The organism is Corynebacterium sp. KPL1995 (assembly GCF_000477935.1).
GTDB lineage: Bacteria > Actinomycetota > Actinomycetes > Mycobacteriales > Mycobacteriaceae > Corynebacterium > Corynebacterium pseudodiphtheriticum.
The window spans coordinates 760,527-782,088 of the sequence record NZ_KI515715.1 but is presented as its reverse complement, the minus strand read 5'-3'; the positions used below and the strand labels follow the sequence as shown (position 1 = coordinate 782,088).

At 55.0% G+C, this 21,562-nt stretch carries 13 protein-coding genes, 3 rRNA genes and 2 pseudogenes; 6 read left to right on the top strand and 12 right to left on the bottom strand.

Annotated elements, in window-relative coordinates; translation table 11 throughout:
• The first annotated feature begins 721 nt into the window (after positions 1–721).
• The gene (locus HMPREF1292_RS03450) at positions 722–1,930 is read left to right on the top strand and encodes an MFS transporter (RefSeq protein WP_023018767.1); all 1,209 of its coding nucleotides are present in this window, start codon (positions 722–724) and stop codon (positions 1,928–1,930) included.
• Here the strand turns inward: HMPREF1292_RS03450 and HMPREF1292_RS03445 are convergent.
• Positions 1,927–3,585, bottom strand: a complete 1,659-nt coding sequence (locus HMPREF1292_RS03445; RefSeq protein WP_023018766.1) for a TM0106 family RecB-like putative nuclease — start codon at positions 3,583–3,585, stop codon at positions 1,927–1,929. The two genes, HMPREF1292_RS03450 and HMPREF1292_RS03445, sit on opposite strands and share 4 nt — an antisense overlap.
• Positions 3,586–3,671: 86 nt before the next feature.
• On the opposite strand from HMPREF1292_RS03445, the gene HMPREF1292_RS03440 reads away from it, so the two are divergent.
• Positions 3,672–4,307 carry a DUF6474 family protein gene (locus HMPREF1292_RS03440; RefSeq protein WP_023018765.1) on the top strand — a complete coding sequence of 212 codons (636 nt, stop codon included), beginning with the start codon at positions 3,672–3,674 and terminating at the stop codon, positions 4,305–4,307.
• A gap of 9 nt (positions 4,308–4,316) precedes the next feature.
• Here the strand turns inward: HMPREF1292_RS03440 and HMPREF1292_RS03435 are convergent, their stop codons facing one another.
• Together HMPREF1292_RS03435 and HMPREF1292_RS03430 are read right to left on the bottom strand one after the other, a co-directional pair.
• On the bottom strand, positions 4,317–4,955 hold the full coding sequence (locus tag HMPREF1292_RS03435; protein ID WP_021353445.1) for a response regulator transcription factor: 639 nt from the start codon (positions 4,953–4,955) through the stop codon (positions 4,317–4,319).
• Between the two features lie 53 nt (positions 4,956–5,008).
• On the bottom strand, positions 5,009–6,331 hold the full coding sequence (locus tag HMPREF1292_RS03430) for a sensor histidine kinase (protein WP_021353444.1): 1,323 nt from the start codon (positions 6,329–6,331) through the stop codon (positions 5,009–5,011).
• Positions 6,332–6,440: 109 nt separating this feature from the next.
• Between HMPREF1292_RS03430 and yidC the strand changes: the two genes are divergently transcribed.
• Positions 6,441–7,703: a membrane protein insertase YidC gene (gene yidC, locus HMPREF1292_RS03425; protein WP_023018764.1), complete on the top strand. Its 1,263-nt coding sequence runs from the start codon at positions 6,441–6,443 to the stop codon at positions 7,701–7,703.
• On the opposite strand, the gene HMPREF1292_RS03420 is transcribed toward yidC, so the two are convergent.
• The 4 genes from HMPREF1292_RS03420 to HMPREF1292_RS11470 form a co-directional block, all read right to left on the bottom strand.
• The gene (locus HMPREF1292_RS03420; RefSeq protein WP_021353442.1) at positions 7,700–8,326 is read right to left on the bottom strand and encodes a TetR/AcrR family transcriptional regulator; all 627 of its coding nucleotides are present in this window, start codon (positions 8,324–8,326) and stop codon (positions 7,700–7,702) included. The genes yidC and HMPREF1292_RS03420 overlap by 4 nt on opposite strands.
• Positions 8,327–8,514: 188 nt before the next feature.
• Positions 8,515–8,772 (bottom strand): GlsB/YeaQ/YmgE family stress response membrane protein, encoded by a 258-nt coding sequence (locus HMPREF1292_RS03415; protein WP_021353441.1) that lies wholly within the window; start codon positions 8,770–8,772, stop codon positions 8,515–8,517.
• A gap of 3 nt (positions 8,773–8,775) precedes the next feature.
• The gene (locus tag HMPREF1292_RS03410) at positions 8,776–9,672 is read right to left on the bottom strand and encodes a universal stress protein (RefSeq protein ID WP_023018763.1); all 897 of its coding nucleotides are present in this window, start codon (positions 9,670–9,672) and stop codon (positions 8,776–8,778) included.
• 229 nt (positions 9,673–9,901) lie between these two features.
• Positions 9,902–10,033, bottom strand: coding sequence for a hypothetical protein (locus HMPREF1292_RS11470; RefSeq protein ID WP_021353439.1), 132 nt, complete (start codon positions 10,031–10,033; stop codon positions 9,902–9,904).
• An 18-nt stretch (positions 10,034–10,051) separates the two neighbouring features.
• On the opposite strand from HMPREF1292_RS11470, the gene HMPREF1292_RS03405 reads away from it, so the two are divergent.
• Positions 10,052–11,056: a pseudouridine synthase gene (locus HMPREF1292_RS03405; protein ID WP_023018762.1), complete on the top strand. Its 1,005-nt coding sequence runs from the start codon at positions 10,052–10,054 to the stop codon at positions 11,054–11,056.
• Between the two features lie 10 nt (positions 11,057–11,066).
• On the opposite strand, the gene crtI is transcribed toward HMPREF1292_RS03405, so the two are convergent.
• The 5 genes from crtI to HMPREF1292_RS03380 all read right to left on the bottom strand — a co-directional run bounded on the left by crtI (position 11,067) and on the right by HMPREF1292_RS03380 (position 19,027).
• On the bottom strand, positions 11,067–12,764 hold the full coding sequence (crtI, locus tag HMPREF1292_RS03400; RefSeq protein ID WP_023018761.1) for a phytoene desaturase family protein: 1,698 nt from the start codon (positions 12,762–12,764) through the stop codon (positions 11,067–11,069).
• The gene (locus HMPREF1292_RS03395) at positions 12,761–13,699 is read right to left on the bottom strand and encodes a squalene/phytoene synthase family protein (protein ID WP_023018760.1); all 939 of its coding nucleotides are present in this window, start codon (positions 13,697–13,699) and stop codon (positions 12,761–12,763) included. Before HMPREF1292_RS03395 ends, crtI begins: the two co-directional genes overlap by 4 nt.
• A 124-nt stretch (positions 13,700–13,823) precedes the next feature.
• Positions 13,824–13,942 (bottom strand): 5S ribosomal RNA (gene rrf, locus HMPREF1292_RS03390).
• Between the two features lie 139 nt (positions 13,943–14,081).
• A 23S ribosomal RNA gene (locus HMPREF1292_RS03385) occupies positions 14,082–17,136 on the bottom strand.
• A 375-nt stretch (positions 17,137–17,511) separates the two neighbouring features.
• Positions 17,512–19,027: ribosomal RNA gene (locus HMPREF1292_RS03380) — 16S ribosomal RNA — on the bottom strand.
• The 16S, 23S and 5S rRNA genes sit together here, the layout of an rRNA operon.
• A gap of 853 nt (positions 19,028–19,880) precedes the next feature.
• Here HMPREF1292_RS03380 and HMPREF1292_RS11535 point away from each other — a divergent pair.
• Together HMPREF1292_RS11535 and HMPREF1292_RS11530 are read left to right on the top strand one after the other, a co-directional pair.
• Positions 19,881–20,318 (top strand): annotated as a pseudogene (locus HMPREF1292_RS11535) (NYN domain-containing protein); the annotation flags it as partial.
• A gap of 759 nt (positions 20,319–21,077) precedes the next feature.
• Positions 21,078–21,416 (top strand): annotated as a pseudogene (locus tag HMPREF1292_RS11530) (NYN domain-containing protein); the annotation flags it as partial.
• Positions 21,417–21,562: the final 146 nt, after the last annotated feature.

Here is a 21,562-nt window from a genome sequence, read left to right as displayed (position 1 = left end):
CAGGGGAGAGCTTGCAAGTAAAGCACAAGAGCTCAACTGAAAACGACGCAGCACACCAGGAGAAATCAATGAAAAGAAGCTAATCGCACTGGCTACAGCATTAGCATGTTTAGCCGCCGCACCAGTAGGAACCCGAGTTCTCTCAAATGCCCTCCAAAACGAGCAATATGACCAGTTTGTTCAATACGTCAGTGACCAGCGACCAGTCTCCGAAACAAACAGAGACGTCAGCATCATATCCGATGGATATCGAGCAAATTGACCCCGACCATTTCAAGCTTTTCAAGCAACGGATCACCAGTGGCGGGTCAAGTCCGCGTAGGTGGTATATGAGTTCTTTCGAATCGTCAGTGATCTGTTAGCAAGGATCGGGTCCGGCACACGGGCCGGGGTGTGGTTGGTCATTAGGCTACAATCTCCTTGCCTGCCGGGGTGGTGGTGTCGGCGTCGATGACATTGGTTGTGATCAACGCCTTGGTGTGCTCTAGGCTTGTCAACAACATGTAGCGTTTCTGCTCAGTCCACAACAATTCCGGTGGTAATTATCCACGCGCCGATTTTTCCTATCGCGGATGAACGATACCGCGCCCGCTTGTGGCTCCAGAGTGAAATATTTATCCCGATAAGCACAACCGAGATAGCGGTGGCCAGAAGAAATAATGCGCCAACAAGAAACGGAAAACCAGCACCGCGCAGTGAAAAACGTGACACCATGTAATATATGGCACAAACAGTACCCGCACGCGGCCTACAACGGGGAGAACGCAACTACCGGCTAGCCACCGTCGCGGTCTTGGCAGCGGGGCTGGCCGTATTCAATGGGCTGTATGTCACCCAGGCTATGCTGCCTGCGCTTGTCGACGCCTTCGACACCACACCAACCGTCGCAGCGCTGACAGTCTCCGTCGCCACGGGAATGCTGGCAATCTGCGTGGTTCCGGCCTCCATCCTCTCGGAGCGCTTTGGCCGCAACCGGGTGTTGATCATCTCCGCCATCGCGGCCTCGCTTATCGGGCTGACGCTTCCGCTCGCACACACCATCCACCAGCTCATCGCCTTGCGTTTGCTGCACGGTGCTTTCATCGCTGGTACGCCCGCGGTGACCATGGCTTGGCTGGCTGAAGAACTCGACCACCGCTTCCTGGCCCGCGCCATGGGCGTCTACGTCGCTGGCAATTCCGTCGGTGGGCTCACCGGCCGCCTGATCCCGTCAATGCTGCTGGAAGTCACCGACTGGCGCGTAGCAATCCTGTGTGCATCCCTCCTAGCTCTCGGCTTCGCCATCATCGTGGCGCTCACTCTGCCGCGCCAGCAGTTCTTCCAGCCGAAAGCCCTGCGGTTTCGCACCGAATACGAATCCATGGTCACGCACTGGAAAACGCCATCGCTGGCAGCCATGTTTCTCATTGCATTTCTGGCCATGGGCGTGTTCGTTTCTTTGTATAACTTCCTGGCATTCCGCTTGATCGGCTATTTCGAGCTGTCCCCAGGCATCGTCGCACTGGCATTTTTGGCTTACCTCAGCGGCACTTATTCCGCTGCCCGGGCAGGTGTACTGGCGGAAAGATTCTCCCGCGGCACAGTGCTGGTATTTTCCACCACCGCATTCATCATCGGGTTGCTACTTACTGCCACCCCGTGGCTGTGGCTGACCCTGACCGGCTTGCTGATTTTTACCGCTTCCTTCTTCGCCGCCCATTCCATCGCTTCTGGCTGGGTGGGCGCCATCGCAGAACACAACCGCGCCGAAGCATCCAGCATGTACGTGCTGTGCTACTACCTGGGCTCGTCGGTCGTCGGCGCGCTATCCGGCTTGGTTTTTACCGCCCTACCGTGGTGGGGCTTCGTCGGCACGCTTGCGCTGTTGGCCGGTGCGATGCTGGCGCTCGGGATTTTCGCGCACGCCAAGGAAACACCTAACGCTGACTAGCGAACACTCCGCATCCGTGGCACGCCCGGCGCACCCGCGCACAACCAATCCCGCACCACCCGCGTGGCCTGGCAATCGCCCTGGTTATATCCCAAAAGCTGCTCCCGGGAGCGGGTTGCCTCCGGCCCATCGCCCACGGCTTTGCGGCGCGCATTCACCGACTGTTCGCCATCCACGTCATCATCTGGCCAACGATGCCCTGCCGTCGCCGCCACCTGTTTCAGCCCCATGCCCGCGGTATCGGCCAAAAACTGCTTGGCATAGCGGAACACATCCACCCACTGCTCGGAGGCAATAAACGCGCTGACCTCTTCCATGCTCGGAATACCTGGCTGGCCTGCAAAACGTCGCGCTGACATGCGCATCCAATGATTTTCCCCATGCGCAGAGTAGCAATATGCCCGAAAGCTAAGGCCCACCGATTCTGCTTGCCGACGCCGCTGGCACAGATATTCCCAGAACTTCGCGAAATTACGCGCTTCTGCCGCCCCACCGAGCTCGTCCCAGGTGACAAACGGGTGGTAGTTCGCGCCATCCCACACACCCCACAAGTACGCGCCTTGGTCGAGGTAGGCTTCCATGTCGATGTCCAGCTCGACGTCGGCACGCGGTATCCGCATCTCTTCTGCTGGCCTGCGGGCTAAAAAGGTGATTCCACGCCGCCACGCATCCGCCAATTGGGCATAATCACCGGCCACAGCGGGATCTGCCCGACGCAGCGCCTCCACGGTAGTGATCCCGCGTTCACGCAGATGATCAGCCCGGTCACCGGATAAAAACAGGCTGATATCGTCGGTGTCCTGCAATTCTTGCTCGCAATAGACCCAAAACCGACAGCTCGCGCATTCTTTTCGACGCCGCGGCCCCTGCGGTAATTCCTCCGGCTGCACAGCAGCAAGCGCATTAGACAACCCGCGCTGGAACCGCTGGGTATCCATCAGGAAAATCCGGCGACGATCCTGCCCGATCAAACCACCACGACCGGTAGCCAGCCCGAGTTCGTCGAGCGCACGTGCTGCCAGGCCCAACCGATAACCGTCAACGGAATGCTGGCGCAGCGCAAATTCCTCGGTGATGGGTCGGCCCAGCCCGGCGCGGTGAGTGGGAAGAACAGCCACCGCACCACCGGCTTTTTCTCGCGCCACGCGATGGTTGCTGACCATCACCGGCAGGTAGGCGTTGTCCCCTGTGCGCACCAAAGCGTCGACGGAGACTTTCCACTCCACAGGCGTGTTGCCATCGTTGCCAGCCTGCCCGTTGTGCGGAGTATCAGCCCCGCCAGGCGTACCCATGCTTCCGGCGGTGTCCCCGGTTTCAGGATTACCCGTGGTTCCCGCCAGCACCGCGCCGGTAATCAGATCTGGCTGCCAAGCAAGGGCTTCTAAGGTGTCAAACTCCCGGCATTCCACCGCCGCAGCATCACCAGCAGGCAGCGGACCTAAATCTATTCGCCGGAAATTCCGGCGGCGGCCGTCGCCAAGCGCGGGGGCTACCGGCAATAAGGCAGCCACCTCTGCCCGGGCATCGGCGCTGCGCAACGCACGTTCTTGGGAAGATTCCGTCGCCGGGGTCTCGGGGTAACGGCGGGCTTGCACCAGGCGATAATGGCAGCCGACGAGGTCATGCGCTTCCACAAAATCCCGACAGCCGATCACAGGTGGTCAGCCTAGTCGAGACCACCAGGTATTGTTGAATCAGCAACTGGTAAGAATACACAATTTTCAGCAAAGGTGAGCACACCATGGGCTTGATGAAGTCACTCCGTAAGCGCCGTAGCGATGCCAAAGCCGCCGTTAAAGCTGCCAAGGCCCGCGCGAAAGCAGAGATCAAAGCTGATTCGAAGGCACGCGCCCGCCGCGAAAAACTACTGGCAAAGCAAAAACGCGCGATTATTAAAGACGAAAACAAGGGCTTGAAATCCAAACGCAAGCACCAGGAAAAAATGGCGAAGATGGAGCTGGATAAGCTGCAGACCGGCAAATTCAACGCCGATAACGTCAAGCGTTTCGCCGGTGCTTCCCGCGTGCTGCTGCCGCTGGCGCTGCCGTTAATTTACCGTGGTATTACTGCTGCGCAGGATCAGTTCAGCAAACGCACCGCACAGCGCTCTGGTGTCACCCCAGAACAGATGGCGCAGTTTAGCGGGCACGGTGCGGATTTGAAGGCGCGTATCCAGGGAATCCGCAATTCGCTGCAGGACACCAGCGTGAAGCCAGGGTACAAGCGCGATATTAACGAGCGCTTGGACGAGCTGAAGGCAGCCGTCGACAACGCGGAGTTCATGACCGACCAGCAGCGTCGTCGCGCGCACCGCAGCGTCAGCAACGATATTGACTTAATCACCGAGGATATTCAGCGCAATATCGCTGAAGGGTAACGCGCGCCGTTAAAGCACTCCCTGCTCCCGGGCAGCGGCTACCGCCGAGGTCCGGGAGCGCACACCCAACTTGTCATAGATGTGCACCAAGTGAGACTTCACGGTGGCTTCCGACAACATCAGCTCGGTGCCGATGTCACGGTTCGACGAACCCGAGGCCACCAGCTTCAGCACCTCCAGCTCACGCGGGGTCAGCGAGCTGCGCGGGGTGCGTACGCGTGTCATCAAACGATCCGCAACCACCGGCGACAGCGCAGAATCACCTTCTGCTGCCGAACGCACCGCAGCCAACAATTCCGCCGGCGGGGAATCTTTCAACAAATAGCCCACTGCCCCGGCCTCAATTGCGCCGAGGATGTCTGCGTCCGTGTCATAATTCGTCACCACCAGTACTTTTGGTGGGTGTGGCACTGAAGTTTTAATCGTGCGCGTGGCTTCTGCCCCACCCGTTACCCGGTGACCTTCCGCGCCAGCGCCAAATCGAAGATCCATCAACAGCACGTCAATGCCACCAGCATGCGCGGCAGAAATCGCGGCCTCGGCGGTGGCAACTTCGCCAACAACTTCGATGTCTTCCGCATCATCCAAAATTGCGCGCAGCCCAAGGCGTACGATCTCGTGGTCGTCTGCCAGCAAGACTCTGATCATGGTGGACAACTACCCCTTTTCTGACGGTTACTTAGCTTTATCTTACTCCCCGGCTATTCCGTGCACGGCATCGTCACCGATACCGCGGTCCCGCGCCCAGGTTCGGTTTCAATTTCCATCTGTCCGCCTTGCTCGGCGGCCCGCTGCCGCATAGCTGCCAAACCCACATGCCCCAACCCACTAGGGCGCTTGTCGACGTCGGCAAGATCAAAACCAGCTCCATTATCCACCACGTCCAAACGCACTATGTCCTCGTCGTAAGTCAGGGTAATGCGCGCCCGGCTAGCCCCAGCATGCTTGACGACGTTGCCGGTTGCCCCCTGCGCGATACGCAACAACGCGGCCTCGGTTTTCATCGGCAGCTGCCGCGCTGTACCGTCCACCTCTACGTCAATGACGATCTCGCTGGTGTCTGCCCAATTCTGCGCAACACGTTCCAAGGCTTGTTGCAAGGAAGTCTCCGCCAATGTGGCCGGCTGCAACGCGGCGATCATAGCCCGGGCCTCTTGCAAGTTATCAGCGGCCACGGTGCGAGCAAGTTCAATGTGGTGGCGCGGTTGAGACGAATCCACTGCCTCATCGCCCTCATGCGCGGCGTCGATACGATCTAAGCCCCGGTCCGCCGCGTGCAGCAACATTTGAATGGAGGACAACCCCTGCGCCAGGGTGTCGTGAATTTCGTGGGCGATACGCTGGCGTTCGGCATTAATTCCGGCTTCGCGTTCGGATTCCGCTAGCTGCTCACGAGTCTCCATTAACTCATGGATCAGCTGGGCGCGTTGGCGGCTGATGTGGGACAGCGTCGTGAAGGCGAAATAGATTGCGACGGTAACAATAGCAGAGACCGTCGGCCCCATGATGCCGCCCAAGGTGAGTCCAGAGGGAATCTGCATGATCACCGTGATGCTGGTGGCAAACATGACGGAGACAATCCCACGTACCCCATCGAGCACCCGCAGAAACAAAAAGAAAATAGTAAACGCCAGGTAGGCCCCCATTGGGGTGACGAACATAATCGCCATCCACACTGCCAGGAGACCGAAAAGCCAAAATAGCTGGACGCTTTCTTCTTTCTCATCCAGATACACCGAACCGGCAAAATAGATTGCGGCAAAAGCAGTGTACAAAATGAGGTTCAAGCTGGCTTCGGGCAACGGCATACGCAATGAACCGACCACACCAACCACTAACAACACGGCGGTGAGCACATGAATGCCATCACCCAGCACATCACGATCAGCTACTACATCGGCAATCGCGGCCTCTGCCTCTGCTGCGGAATCAGGCGTCACCGCTACCGAACGCGGCACACGTAAATCGGATTCGGACACAACGTCAGTATCACCGTTTTTTGCAACAAGATCCGGGCTGCTCATGCCCACAGCTTACCCAGTGCAGCCGTACGGCTAGACTTTAAACGGCCGGTATTTTTCTGCCTAATCCCCGGCAGAAACGATCCTCGTCGGAAGGAAGCGCGCTCTTTCTATGGAAGCTTTATATGACTTGTTCATGTACCCAGTTTCGGCGGTCATGAAACTATGGCACCTGATCTTTCAAAATATCTTTGGGCTAGAAGACTCCGTGTCATGGCTGGTCTCCATTCCATTTCTCATCGTCACTGTCCGCGGGCTGATCGCACCATTGACCTGGTATTCCGCCCGTTCTGGGCGCGTCATCGCATTACTTCGTCCGCGCCTAAACGCTCTTGAGGAACAATACGCGGAAGTAACCAGCACCGACGAGATTCGCGAATATCAAAAGAAAAAACAAGCGCTTTACGACGAATACCGTTACAGCCCAGTGATGGGGTGTATCCCGCCATTGATCATGATTCCGGTTTTCATCGGCCTGTATCGGCTGCTGTTATTAATGGCGAACCCGCTAGAAGGCGGTTCCGGACAGGCAGGCGCTGCGGGCAGCTCTGGCGCAGAAACGGGCATTGCGCCGGCAGAATCAATCGGCTTATTAACTGCCGCGGAGGTCAGCGATTTCCGTCACACAGAATTTTTAGGCATTCCGCTTCCGGCATTCGCCTCGATGGGCCCAGACCTAGAGCAGGCCTTTGGTATTAGCACCGCGGAAGTCATTTCTGGGATGATGCCCGCGCTGCTACTGGCTATTGCATTTACCACAATCAACTTGGTGATCAGTACCTTCCGCGCGTTCTATACCACTGAATGGTCGAATGCTATCGCGCGCCGGTTATTCAAATTCTTGATCGTGATGTCGGTATTTGTGCCGATCATGCTGTTCTTTGTCGCTTTTAACCTGCCGATCCCTTGGGCCATTATCATTTATTGGTTCATTAATAACTTGTGGACCTTGGTGCAATCACTATTGTTCATTGTGCTGGTACGTGTGCGCTACCCACTGCGAGAAGAGCATCACGAGGCTCGACGTAAGTCACATCAATTATTCCGGCAGCGGAAAAAGGACCGTAAGCAGAGCAAACGGGAACGCAAACAAGAAAATAAGCGTGCGCGAAAAGATCCGGAGTATGCAAAAGAACTCGCCGCCACCCGCGCAGAAAAGCAACGCGCTGCAGAGCAGGAGCGCGCCGAGAAAAAGGAGCTGCGGAAAAAGCAGCAGCAAGCACGACTAGAGATTTCGCGTCAGCGCCGGGCGGAAAAGGCCGAAAAGAAGGCTGCCCAGGCTAAATCTACAAATGCCGACGCTCCGCAGGATACCACTACCGAAAATACCTCTAGCGACGCGAGCGATACCCCAGGGGAAGGTAGGCGCGACTAAATCGAATAGTCCGCTGGTGGCGCCGCTAACATCTGGCGCGCCAGGTCTCGTGCTGTCACCAGCGGGTTGATGCTGCGGGTCAGGCGTGCCCCGGCAAGCCCGCCATCGAGGAAAATAAGCAACTGCGAGGCCTGGGTTGCGGACGGGTAGCCATTTTTCTCGTTTAACAGCGTGGTCATGGTGTCATGCACCCAGCTACGGTGGTTCATGCACGCAGAAATGATTTGCCGTTCAGAGTCAGTCTCTGGCTTTGGATATTCGTTAGCTGCGTTGAGAAAGTGCGAGCCGCGAAAATCCTTTTTTGGTTCATCGTCGATGGCTTTATCGAAGAAAGCCAAAAGCTTGTCTTCCACATTGGTGAGTTCTGCCGTGCGCTGCTGCCAATCTTCCCGAAAGTCCTCATCAAGTTTCTCGATATAGGCAGTCACCAGCGCGTCTTTGGAACCAAACAACGAATATAGCGAGGCTTTGGCAACATCTGCATCGCGTAAAATCCGGTCAATACCGATCACACGGATGCCTTCAGTGTCGAAAAGTTTGGTGGCAGAGTTGAGCAACCGAGTGCGGGGACTCGGGCGGTTCTGGCGACGGCTAGCCGTCGTCTTCTTCTTGGCGGTGCTCACTCCGGCTCCTTCCTGTTCTCAGCCGTATGCGCGATCAGACCACGCACCTGCACTAGTCGGTCTTCATACAATATAGACCACCCGGTTCAGTTCGCGCGCACTAGTAAGACTTTTTGTATTCAGATTCTGGTCACTAAAAAAGCCAGCCGGTAGAAACCGACTGGCTTAGTGCAGCTACTTTCGCAGCATTATTTCTTAATCGCATTCAGGATAGACAGCAGGATCACTGAACCAAGAATGGCTGTGAGCAGGCTGAACCAGAAACCACCGCCAGCAGCATCGAAGCCGAGCAGGCTCAGTAGCCAACCACCGAGTAGACCGCCGACGATGCCGACAAGGATGTTTCCGAAGAAACCCTGGCTAGAATCTTTAATTTTACCGGCGATCCAACCTGCCAAACCACCGATAATAATCCAGGCGATAATTCCCAAGCTAAGGGTTTCCATTTTTTACTCCGATTCTGGGCGAACAACCATCATTGGGCACGGCGCGGATTGCAACAGTGCACGAGAAGTCGATCCTAGCAGCATTCCTTTGAATCCGCCGCGGCCATGTGAACCGGTCACCAGCAGCTGAGCGTCTTCCGCGTTTTCCGCCAATGCTCGCACCGGACGATCCCGGGTCACGACCTTCTTCACCGGTACCTCTGGGTACTTCTTCACTAAAGCAGACAAGCGCTCATCCATCATCTGCTTTTGTTCTTTTTCAGTTTGTTCCCATTCCTTCTGCGCAGCCGTCAAGCCTGCCAGCGATGCCTGCACCTGCATATCCATCCAGGTGTTGATCGCAATCAGCTCAGAGCCACGGGCGTGCGCTTCGGCAAAGGCGTATTCAGTAGCTTTTTGGGAAACTTCAGAACCATCCACACCGACGACGACTGGGCCATACTTGGAGGATTCGGTAACTCCGGAATCTTCCCGAACCACCACGACTGGGCAGGTGGAGTGGGAAACTACCGCAGCAGAAACAGAGCCCATAACCATGCCAGACAAACCGCCCAGACCGCGGGAGCCCAAAACAATCATGGTGACGTCATTGGAGATCTCCAATAGCATGTCAATCGGAGAGCCCTCGGCCACCGTGTGACCGATCTTAATTTCAGGAGCCACTTCTAAAGCCAGCTTCCGCGCGGCTTCAATCTTGTCTAAAGTTTCGCCTTGCAGCTCGTCATAAAGCTCTTTCGGCGGAGCCATGCCTTCTGCATACAAAAACTGTGGCATCGTGTAGCTAGAAGCCAGACGTAGAGGAACCCCACGCTTTGCCGCTGCATTTGCTGCCCAACGGACAGCCTCGTTGGAAGCATCGGATCCGTCTACTGCTACTACAATGATATCTTCTTTGGACATTGTGACCGCCCTTTCTCCAGGTCGTTTTCAGCCATAACTGGTGAATACCTCTGACCGAACCTGATATGAGCAAATCCGGCGAAAATATCCCTTCCACCACCCAGTATAACCGCGATCACCGATACTGTCCGTAGATTTACAATGCACACCACGGCTGTTTCGTGCTCTTCATCGCGTCCAAAACCAAAGCCTTGTAAAGCGACAAGGCGTGGGAGGAGTGGGAAAACTTTTACTTGTGTGCAGCTTCCGAGTTAGCTGGGTAAAGAAGCTGGAAAATACTGTGCAGTACACGTGAGATGGTGGCGCCAATTTCAGAGGCAAAGAAGTTGGTGATTGGTTCTAAGAATGCGTTTAAATCCATAACGATATAATAAACGACATGCGCCGAAAGTCCACCCCGTTACCCATCAAAGATGGTCTGAACCCCACGCGCATCCGCATTCAAGGCGCCCCACCATCCGGAATTCGAGCTGTCGATGCCGTCGCCGAGGTAATTTTTTCCCAGAGACATCGCCACCCAGACGATAATTGGGAGGCGATTTACCAACGCTTTCGCGATCACGAGGTGGTGCGCCACAACGGCGCCCCGCTTTCCCCCAACGAGCTGCTACCCGAAAATTGTGAGGTCTTCTTCTACAAAACCCCTGCCCCGGAAGCCGAAATTCCCTACCAGCTCACGATAATCCACCGCGACGATGACTTGCTGGTGGTCCACAAGCCACCGTTCATGGCTACGATGCCGCGGGCTCGCCACATTGTGCAAACCGCGACTGTGCAGTTGCGTCAGCTCACCGGTATCCCGGAGATTTCCCCTGCCCACAGGCTGGACCGTTTAACCTCCGGGTTGGTCGTGTTCACCACCCGCTCCGAACTGCGCGGGCCGTATCAAACCCTGTTCGCGCAACGTCAGGTATCCAAGGTGTACGAGGCCGTCGCGGCTTATGATCCAGAGTTGGCCGACTCGCTTGCTCACGACGGTCGGCTTAGCTGGCGTTCCCGGCTGGAAAAACACCCTGGCGAATTGCAGGGTCGCTTCGTGGAAGGCGAAACCAATGCGATCACCTATGTAGATGCCATCACTCCGTGCAGCCCGGCAGAACAAACCGAGCTGGAAAAAATCCACGGCCCGCAGCCACCACTGGCGCGCTACCGATTGGCCCCGGTCACCGGCAAAACACATCAACTGCGCCTGCATATGTGGGCGGCAGGAGTACCCATCTTGGGCGATCCTGTTTATCCGCGGATCTATAAAGAGGATGAAGAAGATTTTGCGGTGCCCATGCATCTCATCGCCCGGGAAATCTCTTTCACCGATCCGTTAAACGGCCGGCAGCGCAGTTTTCGTACCAAGCTAGGGGTGCTCGATACCTTGCAGCAAAGTTAAAGATTCGTTTTTAGTGGCTGCGATTTCGCTTACAGTGGCTGCCATGCAGCACTTCGTCGGCAAGCATGGGACGGGAATCTGTCCGCCCATCGATACGTTTGAGAACATTTTCGGCCGAAATCAGGCACATCGGCACCCCCACCCCGGGCGCGACAGTCGCACCGGCGTAGTAAAGGTTGGAGAGTTTTTTCGACTTATTCTGCGGTCGAAACATCGCAGATTGCCCTAGCGTGTGCGCCGGGCCCAGAGCACCACCGCGCCAAGCATGGAAATCCTTCGCGAAATCTCCTGGCGCGAGCGTATGCCGCACCACAATTCGCTCCGCCAAATCATTAACGCCTGTCACTTGGGCAATCCGAGCCACAGCCTTGTCGACGATAGCTGTTACCGCCGGTGATTCCTGCTGCGCAAAAGCAACATTATTGCGTTCGTCGGCATGATCGCCAGAACCGTAGCCAATCCCCAGATCGGCCGCTGTAGGTACTAGTACAAAAAGATTTTCGTAACCGGCAGGAGCCACTGTCGCATCGGTTGCCGAGGGCTTACACACGTACAGCGATAATGAACTCTTATTTTCGGGAAGCGCGCCGGTTGCCGAAAATACGGCAGAAAAATCCCTCTGCCACTCCGGGGACAGCAGCAATGAATGATGAGCTAATTCTGGAAGCGCTCCGCGAACGCCCAACATGGCCAGTACGACGCCGATCCCAGGGTCTTTTTTCGCAAAATACGTTTCGGGGTAACTTTGGTATTTGCGAGGAAGCAACACAGTTTCAGTGTGGTGCAGGTCTGCCGTGGACACCACGAGGTCAGGGTAATAAGTCTGGCTACCCTCCGCTGTCCGCACCTCGACGCGCTTGATATGAGCCTTATCCGCCTGTGCACCGGAGTACAACGTGCTGCGGTCCTGCTGGCTGGAGCGTCGTGGGCTGTTATTGCGATCCGCGCAATCCAGACGAACAACCTCGGATCCTAATTCGAAGCGGACACCATGCTCGTGCGCCAATTGTGCGACTGCATCTACAATAGCCCGGAAACCACCGGTTGGATATCGCACCCCCAGTTCCAAGTCAGTGTGGCTCATCAAGTGGTACAAACTCGGGGCCGTGCTTGGTTGGGTCGAAAGAAACACCGCTGGATATTGCAGAATTTTACGCAGGCGGTGATCGTGAAATTGCTTCTCGACGAACTGCTGTAGGGGAACCAACAAAAACCGGAGCAGATGCCCGGAACGGCGCAGGACCTCTGGCTGAAAAAACGCAGACGCTGAACGGAAGGTAGTGTACAAAAAATTGCTGAGAGCAACGGAATAAACCAGGTGCGCGGATGCCAGGTAACGACGCAAGCGTGCTCCTGCCCCTGGCTCAATCGATTCAAATAACTCCGTGACCTTGTCTGCCCCACGGGGCACATCGACGTATTCGCCGACGTCTGTCCACACGCGGTAACCCGGATCAAGCACCGACAGTGATAACTGCGCAGCGGTACTTGTACCCATGATGCGGAAAAATTGGTCGTATGCTTCTGGCATCAAATACCACGAGGGGCCGGTTTCAAACCGAAACCCGGAGTCGGATATCTCGCCAATTCTGCCACCAATGGACTCGTTCTTGTCGACGACCGTAACCGCAAACCCGCGCCTTGCCAGAAGCCCGGCGGTAGCAAGCCCGCTGATACCTGCGCCTATCACCAACACTTGACGTTTCATGCGCCTGCCTTCCGGGTCAGTTTGTGTAGCGCGGCACCATAACCGGAACGAAATATTGCCTGACTGACTATCCGGGTTTTAACCGGCTTCGGGACCGATAGCCTGCGTTTGTTAGTGCCTGCACCGATAACCGCTTCCGGGTGCCGGCAGAGTTTGCCCGCTAATTCCAAGTAAATTTCGGATGCCGCGGCTACCGCCGGTTGCACTTTGGGAGGGAGTAATTTGATCGTTCGTGCGCCTGCTAGCAGATCGGAGCGAGCTTCTGCCAAGATGCTGTTGAATGCTTCTTCTGCGGACGGTGCGGACAAGCGAGGGTAATAATCGCGCCGACGAACTGTAGTGTCTTCAGTGTAGTCTCTGAGGAAATTGATTTTTTGTAAGCCGGCGCCGAGGCGTTGTGCCCCCTCCTGTATCCGTGACCAGGTAGCTGAATCTGGGCGTGGTGTCTCGGCGTAAAAAATATCGAGGCATAGCAGTCCTATGACTTCCGCGGAACCATAGATGTATTCTTGCAGCTCGGGTTCGGCGAAGCTGGTAGTGCTCAGGTCCATGCGCATTGAGCGAAAGAATGCTTGCATGTGTTCTTCTGGGAATCGACACCGTCGGGCAGTATTGGCGTAAGCGTGCACAATCGGGTCGGTATGAAAACGCTTGTCCGGTGCATTAAGGATGGTCTGTTCATAAGAGGCTAACGCATTGCTTATGCATTCAGTATTGCCCGCGAGAGAGTTTGCTTTGCGCAGGGTTCCATCAACTATTTCATCCGCTATCCGGACTACCGCGTAGAGGTTGCGGATGTTTCGCCGAATAGGTTTCGGATACAGGCAGGTCGCGATATGAAAGCTGCTTGAATACTGTTTTATGACGGCGCTGGCAGCTTTGTCGGCTGTAGCATCGTAGAGGCTTAGGGATTCATGGCTAACGTTGTCGCTCATCCATTCGTCGCCTCTCTATATTCAAGAATCTAACTGTGGATATGTTTGTGGCCCGTGGTCGAATGCACCAACAAGGTGCACCCAACCACGGGCCAAACAAACAACCAAACATGAAATTATACAGTGTCGGCAGCAACCTACTCTCCCACACCCTCCCGAGTGCAGTACCATCAGCGCGACGCAGGCTTAGCTTCCGGGTTCGGAATGGGACCGGGCGTTTCCCTGCCGCTATCAACCACCGACACAACCAACCAGACAACACACAAACAAATCATGTGCCCGTCAACCACACAAACACGGCGTGGTGTGTCAAACACTGCATAGTGGACGCAAAGCACAACAAAAATTAATCTCTCACGAAAAACACCAGCCAAAAACCGGCATGTTGTAGTAGTTCGGTGAATTAGTACCAGTCACCTCCACGCCTTACAACGCTTCCAGATCTGGCCTATCAACCCCATAGTCTCTAGGGCACCTAATAACGAAACCTCATCTCAAAACAGGCTTCCCGCTTAGATGCTTTCAGCGGTTATCCCTTCTACACGTAGCCAACCAGCCATGCCACGGGCGTGACAACTGGCACACTAGAGGTGTATCCATCCCGGTCCTCTCGTACTAGGGACAGCCTTTTTCAAGTTTCTACGCGCGCGGCGGATAGAGACCGAACTGTCTCACGACGTTCTGAACCCAGCTCGCGTGCCGCTTTAATGGGCGAACAGCCCAACCCTTGGGACCTACTCCAGCCCCAGGATGCGACGAGCCGACATCGAGGTGCCAAACCATCCCGTCGATATGGACTCTTGGGGAAGATCAGCCTGTTATCCCCGGGGTACCTTTTATCCGTTGAGCGACACCACATCCACAAGTAGGTGCCGGATCACTAGTCCCGACTTTCGTCCCTGCTCGAGCAGTAACTCTCACAGTCAAGCTTCCTTGTGCACTTACACTCAAAACCTGATTGCCAACCAGGCTGAGGAAACCTTTGGGCGCCTCCGTTACTCTTTAGGAGGCAACCGCCCCAGTTAAACTACCCACCAGGCACTGTCCCCAACCCAGATCATGGGCCAAGGTTAAGGTATCCGATCAAGCCAGAGTGGTATTTCAACAACGACTCCACACACACTAGCGTGCATGCCTCACAGTCTCCCACCTATCCTACACAAGCCAAACCGAACACCAATACCAAGCTATAGTGAAGGTCCCGGGGTCTTTTCGTCCTGCCGCGCGTAACGAGCATCTTTACTCGTACTGCAATTTCACCGGGCCTGTGGTTGAGACAGCAGGGGTCTCGTTACGCCATTCGTGCAGGTCGGAACTTACCCGACAAGGAATTTCGCTACCTTAGGATGGTTATAGTTACCACCGCCGTTTACTGGGGCTTAAATTCTCCGCTTCGACCCAAAAGATCTAACAGGTCCTCTTAACCTTCCAGCACCGGGCAGGCGTCAGTCCATATACATCAACTTAACGTTTTCGCATGGACCTGTGTTTTTGATAAACAGTCGGACCCCTCTATTCTCTGCGGCCCCACCAAGCAAAACCCGGTGGGGCTCCCCTTCTCCCGAAGTTACGGGGACATTTTGCCGAGTTCCTTAACCACAGTTCACCCGAACGCCTTAGTATTCTCAACCTGACTACCTGTGTCGGTTTAGGGTACGGGCCGAATATGCACTCGCTAGAGGCTTTTCTCGACAGCATAAGCACACCACATTCACCCAAAAAAGGGCTACGCATCACGCCTCAGCAAACAGTGCCCGGATTTACCAATGGCACCAACCTCAACGCTTACACCAACAATCCAATAAGCGGCGTGGCTGCCCCACTGCGTCACCCCATCACTTGGACCACAGATCAGGCCCCACAAACTCAACCCATCAACACACTCAAAGAGCATAATCAATGAGTCTCACACGTGGTTAGTATCACTGCTTTACCATTGACGCACACACTCGGGTACCAGAATATCAACTGGTTATCCATCGACTACGCCTGTCGGCCTCGCCTTAGGTCCCGACTCACCCTGGGAAGACGAACTTGACCCAGGAACCCTTAGTCATCCGGCGGTAAGGATTCTCACCTTACAATTCGTTACTCATGCCTGCATTCTCACTCGCACACAATCCACACGTGTTCACACTCATGCTTCACCTCATGCACGACGCTCCCCTACCCAACTAAAAATAGTTGCCGCGGCTTCGGCGGTGTACTTGAGCCCCACTACATTGTCGGCGCAGAACCACTCGACCAGTGAGCTATTACGCACTCTTTCAAGGATGGCTGCTTCTAAGCCAACCTCCTGGCTGTCATCGCGATCCCACATCCTTTTCCACTTAGTACACCCTTAGGGGCCTTAGCCGGCGATCTGGGCTGTTTCCCTCTCGACTATGAAGCTTATCCCCCACAGTCTCACTGCCGTAGAACACTTCAATGGCATTCGGAGTTTGTCTGATGTTGCTAAGATGATAGTCCCGCTCAACCAAACAGTAGCTCTACCTCCACCAAGCTAACCTACGACGCTGCACCTAAATGCATTTCGGGGAGAACCAGCTATCACGGAGTTTGATTGGCCTTTCACCCCTACCCACAGCTCATCCCCGCAGTTTTCAACCTACGTGGGTTCGCGCCTCCACAACCTCTTACAGCTGCTTCACACTGGCCATGGGTAGATCACCCCGCTTCGGGTCCAGGACATGCCACTACAACACCCTAATTAGGATTCGCTTTCGCTACGACTACCCCACACGGGTTAACCTCGCGACATGCCGCTGACTCGCAGGCTCATTCTTCAAAAGGCACGCCATCACACAACAAAAGGTGCTCTGACGGATTGTAAGCACATGGTTTCAGGAACTATTTCACTCCCCTCCCGGGGTACTTTTCACCATTCCCTCACGGTACTATCCGCTATCGGTCACACTAAGTATTTAGGCTTACCGGGTGGTCCCGGCAGATTCACGGCAGATTCCACGAGCCCGCCGCTACTCGGGAAACAACAACCAACACGCACATGCCTTCAACTACAGGACTCTCACCTACTCCGGTGGGCCATTCCAAACCACTTCACCTAACACGCACGCACCAGCACAGCCATGGTAGTGACTGAACAATTGCTCCCAACAACCCCACACATGCAACCCCTACCAGGTATCACACACATGCAGTTTAGCCAACATTCGCGTTCGCTCGCCGCTACTAACGAAATCACTATTGTTTCCTTCTCCTACGGGTACTGAGATGTTTCACTTCCCCGCGTAACCCCCATACTGACTATAAATTCACCAGCAGGTGACTGCGAATAACCACAGCCGGGTTTCCCCATTCGGACATCCTCGGATCAACGCTCGATTGACAACTCCCCGAGGCATAACGCAGCCTTCCACGTCCTTCATCGGCTTAGCATGCCAAGGCATCCACCATGTGCCCTTACAACACACAACAAAATAAACACAAAAGAAAAAAATTACAGCACACACAACACAACAAAAGCTGCATCATGCGCACAGATGCTCGCGTCCACTATACAGTTCTCACACACCACACCAACCACAACCACAAGCAAACACAAACGTTCACCCACAGCCATGATGGTCAACGAACAACACACAAGTGCTGCCCGAGACACCCAACAACGTGCCAACACACAAAAAAATGATACCCACTCAACCAAGTGAAAACAGAATGCAAACCCACAAACAAAAAATAATAACGCTGCAACCCACACACCCACATACAGGTGCATGAACAACAATCACAGCAAAACACTGACCACCCACAACTGTGGAAACAATCAGTGCACAATAAAAACTCCTTAGAAAGGAGGTGATCCAGCCGCACCTTCCGGTACGGCTACCTTGTTACGACTTCGTCCCAATCGCCGATCCCACCTTCGACGGCTCCCTAAACGAGTTTGAGCCACCGGCTTCGGGTGTTACCAACTTTCATGACGTGACGGGCGGTGTGTACAAGGCCCGGGAACGTATTCACCGCAGCATTGCTGATCTGCGATTACTAGCGACTCCGACTTCATGGGGTCGAGTTGCAGACCCCAATCCGAACTAAGACCAGCTTTAAGCGATTAGCTCACCCTCACAGGCTCGCTGCGCATTGTACCGGCCATTGTAGCATGTGTGAAGCCCTGGACATAAGGGGCATGATGACTTGACGTCGTCCCCACCTTCCTCCGAGTTAACCCCGGCAGTCTCTCATGAGTCCCCACCATAACGTGCTGGCAACATAAGACAAGGGTTGCGCTCGTTGCGGGACTTAACCCAACATCTCACGACACGAGCTGACGACAGCCATGCACCACCTGTACACTAGCCACAAGGGAAACTACATCTCTGCAGCGATCCAGTGTATGTCAAGCCCAGGTAAGGTTCTTCGCGTTGCATCGAATTAATCCACATGCTCCGCCGCTTGTGCGGGCCCCCGTCAATTCCTTTGAGTTTTAGCCTTGCGGCCGTACTCCCCAGGCGGGGCGCTTAATGCGTTAGCTACGGCACAGAAACCCCAAAAGGTCCCTACACCTAGCGCCCACCGTTTACGGCATGGACTACCAGGGTATCTAATCCTGTTTGCTACCCATGCTTTCGCTCCTCAGCGTCAGTAACTGCCCAGTAACCTGCCTTCGCCATCGGTGTTCCTCCTGATATCTGCGCATTTCACCGCTACACCAGGAATTCCAGTTACCCCTACAGTACTCAAGTCAGCCCGTATCGCCTGCACGCCCACAGTTAAGCTGTGGAATTTCACAGACGACGTGACAAACCACCTACGAGCTCTTTACGCCCAGTAATTCCGGACAACGCTTGCACCCTACGTATTACCGCGGCTGCTGGCACGTAGTTAGCCGGTGCTTCTTCTCCAGGTACCGTCACAAAACGCTTCGTCCCTGGCGAAAGGAGTTTACAACCCGAAGGCCGTCATCCCCCACGCGGCGTCGCTGCATCAGGCTTGCGCCCATTGTGCAATATTCCCCACTGCTGCCTCCCGTAGGAGTCTGGGCCGTATCTCAGTCCCAATGTGGCCGACCAACCTCTCAGTCCGGCTACCCGTCGCCGCCTTGGTAGGCCATTACCCCACCAACAAGCTGATAGGCCGCGGGCTCATCCTACACCGAAAAAACTTTCCACCACACACACTAAAGCATGGTCCTATCCGGTATTAGACCCAGTTTCCCAGGCTTATCCCAGAGTGCAGGGCAGATCACCCACGTGTTACTCACCCGTTCGCCACTCGAGTACCTCCGAAGAGGCCTTTCCGTTCGACTTGCATGTGTTAAGCACGCCGCCAGCGTTCGTCCTGAGCCAGGATCAAACTCTCCATAAAAAATCAGAAAAAGAGTCTGATAACCTAGTCAAAAAACTACAAAAGAAAAATCAAAGAGCAACACTTACTCAAAACGATTAATCAAATGCAGAAACAAAAAGGATCCACATCCCACTAATCAAGTAAGTATCAAAAATAATAAGTACATTGACACGCTATTGAGTTCTCACACAACACCACCACCCCACTACTCAAGCACCCTTATCAACGAGCACCCTTCCGTAAAGCAGCCAGACCGATGTTACACACCACGTTGTAGAAACACAAACCAGAACACTGTGTCGTTCATCACAACAACCGGAACCAGAAAGCACCCACAACCAGCGCCACCCACCAACACAACAAACAGCAAAAACCATCCGAAAGCCAGCGAGCATCAGCCCTATAAAATTATCACCATCACCACCAGACAAACAAAGAACACAACCACCAGAACCAAAATCCTGTGAAGTTATTTTCTCTGTCAGCCCCTCGCGGCGACTTGGATAAGCTTAAGCGATAACAAAACACAATGCAAATCGATTGTTCAACGGTTTCATTTGCCCTGGTTAGAGACCACTTTCTTCCGTAACCAACCATCACGATAACCGCGCTATAACGACGCTATAAGTGTCGAACTTTCGCCAAACCACGATCTAATATTCCGCCACTCCCTTCTGCTGTTCATTACTGCGAATGATTAGCCACTCGCGCCATAGCCGTCACTGAAATACAGGCCAGTAACGGCGTTTAGTCTGGCTTTCTCCTAGCGTCTGGCTGTTAAGGTGCGGGATTTATCGACTCATAGCCCGTATTCAGGCAAACTAGATAGAGAAACTTATTTAAATCTATTAGAGAAACGGATTTAGGAGTCATGCTTGAACGCACAGTTGTGTATGTCGATACCTCGTATTTGCTTGCGAGCTTTTATAACTCATGGGAAATCGGCGCCCGTGCACAATTAGAAATTGATCTACCTGAGGTCGTCGCCATCTTGGATGGCATGATTTCCAACCAATTAGGGCAACGCGTACATCGCCAGAATTGGTACGACGGCATCCCAGATACTGGTCCACATCGTTATCAGCGCGCACTTCGTACTTGTGAAGGAGTGCAGTTACGAACCGGGCAATTGATTGAATGGGGCGAAAGGCGCACACAAAAAGCCGTCGACACGCGCTTAGTGGCAGATATGGTGACAACCGCCTGCAAACAGCAATTCACTGACATGGTGCTGGTTTCTGGCGACGCCGACATGATCCCTGGCGTCCAGGAAGCAACCAATGCTGGGATCCGAGTACACCTCTACGGTTTTGGTTGGGACTCCATGTCAGCCGCGCTACGCCATGCCTGCGATACAACGACCATCCTCGATCCTCGGGAGGACTTCACCGGCGCCATGGAACTCCAGGTGCTGGAAGGTCCGCTACCACCGACGGTACGCGACCACCACTCCGAAGAATCACCTGTGTGTGATACAGAGGGAGAAGAATCGGCCGCACCTAGCGTCGGCGACGATTGTGCCAAATCTTCTGTGGTGCACTCCCAGGAAACCGGCTCGCCTGATGCACCTAGTACGAGCGTCCAGACGCACGGAACAGTCACCTCCGAAGGCGACTACGAAACCGCGAAAGCCGATTCTTCGCAACCAACCGCCGAGACGCACGGTCCGGAAAAATCCCGTATCCCAAAGCCCGGCGAATCCCCCCGGAAGCCCGACAGCGATGAATTCGCCGAGAAACTCGACCCCACCCCCAAGCCCGGTCCTCATGCGCAGGCTTCTGAGGTCCAGGATGCTCCACTCGCACCAGAGGATGTCGCAGCCACTCCTCCGGCAACACCCGGGGGCAACCAACCGGCGCCAAATATCACTCCCGCTGCTCCGACTACACAATCTGAGACCCCTCCGGGCGAGGCGCTTGACGACGACAAGGACCCGTCGGAAGTCGAAGCCGAGCTGCGCGCATACAGCCGAGCTACCAGCGACTCCCACCGGGACAATGCTTCCGACAACAACGAGGACAACGCACCTGGTGGCTCACCGGCCAGCCCCAAGCCTAGCGCTCCGCGCCCCTCACCATCGATGATGGCACCGCGTCGCAAACTGCGCTCACGCTACGTCCCATTGCCAGAAGAAGTCTGGACATCCGCCGGTTTTCAAACGCCTTTCGACGTCGGTCAACAATATGCTCGCTGGTGGTACGACAATGCGGCCTCCCCTGAGCAACGTGACCAGGCCCACCTACTTTCCGGGGGCGGTCTACCGCCTGAGGTGGATCGTCCACTCCTGCAATTCGCCTGCGAGACCCTGCATGAGTACACCTTGAGCGAGACGCAGCGGGTGAAATTACGCGACGGATTCCATTCCGGAATTCGCGGTATTTTACTCAACGCTTCGCGCGATAGCTAGACTGCCGCATCGCCTTACACAAAAGCGCGGACCGCTCGGTCCGCGCTTTAACTTTGCCCTGCAGCTTGCGGGCTGTCATGTTGCGCCCTGCAGTTTGCGGGCGGTTCTGTTTCCCCGCAGCTTTCGAAGGGATAAATCAGTTCAGC

Bases quoted from the DNA above. Each gene is read 5' to 3' on its own strand.
- HMPREF1292_RS11470 (WP_021353439.1), bottom strand. From the start codon at position 10,033: ATGGATTTAAACGCATTCTTAGAACCAATCACCAACTTCTTTGCCTCT.
- HMPREF1292_RS03405 (WP_023018762.1), top strand. From the start codon at position 10,052: ATGCGCCGAAAGTCCACCCCGTTACCCATCAAAGATGGTCTGAACCCC.
- yidC (WP_023018764.1), top strand. From the start codon at position 6,441: ATGGAAGCTTTATATGACTTGTTCATGTACCCAGTTTCGGCGGTCATG.
- HMPREF1292_RS03440 (WP_023018765.1), top strand. From the start codon at position 3,672: ATGGGCTTGATGAAGTCACTCCGTAAGCGCCGTAGCGATGCCAAAGCC.
- HMPREF1292_RS03410 (WP_023018763.1), bottom strand. From the start codon at position 9,672: ATGTCCAAAGAAGATATCATTGTAGTAGCAGTAGACGGATCCGATGCT.
- HMPREF1292_RS03395 (WP_023018760.1), bottom strand. From the start codon at position 13,699: ATGAGCGACAACGTTAGCCATGAATCCCTAAGCCTCTACGATGCTACA.
- HMPREF1292_RS03415 (WP_021353441.1), bottom strand. From the start codon at position 8,772: ATGGAAACCCTTAGCTTGGGAATTATCGCCTGGATTATTATCGGTGGT.
- HMPREF1292_RS03430 (WP_021353444.1), bottom strand. From the start codon at position 6,331: ATGAGCAGCCCGGATCTTGTTGCAAAAAACGGTGATACTGACGTTGTG.
- HMPREF1292_RS03435 (WP_021353445.1), bottom strand. From the start codon at position 4,955: ATGATCAGAGTCTTGCTGGCAGACGACCACGAGATCGTACGCCTTGGG.
- crtI (WP_023018761.1), bottom strand. From the start codon at position 12,764: ATGAAACGTCAAGTGTTGGTGATAGGCGCAGGTATCAGCGGGCTTGCT.
- HMPREF1292_RS03450 (WP_023018767.1), top strand. From the start codon at position 722: ATGGCACAAACAGTACCCGCACGCGGCCTACAACGGGGAGAACGCAAC.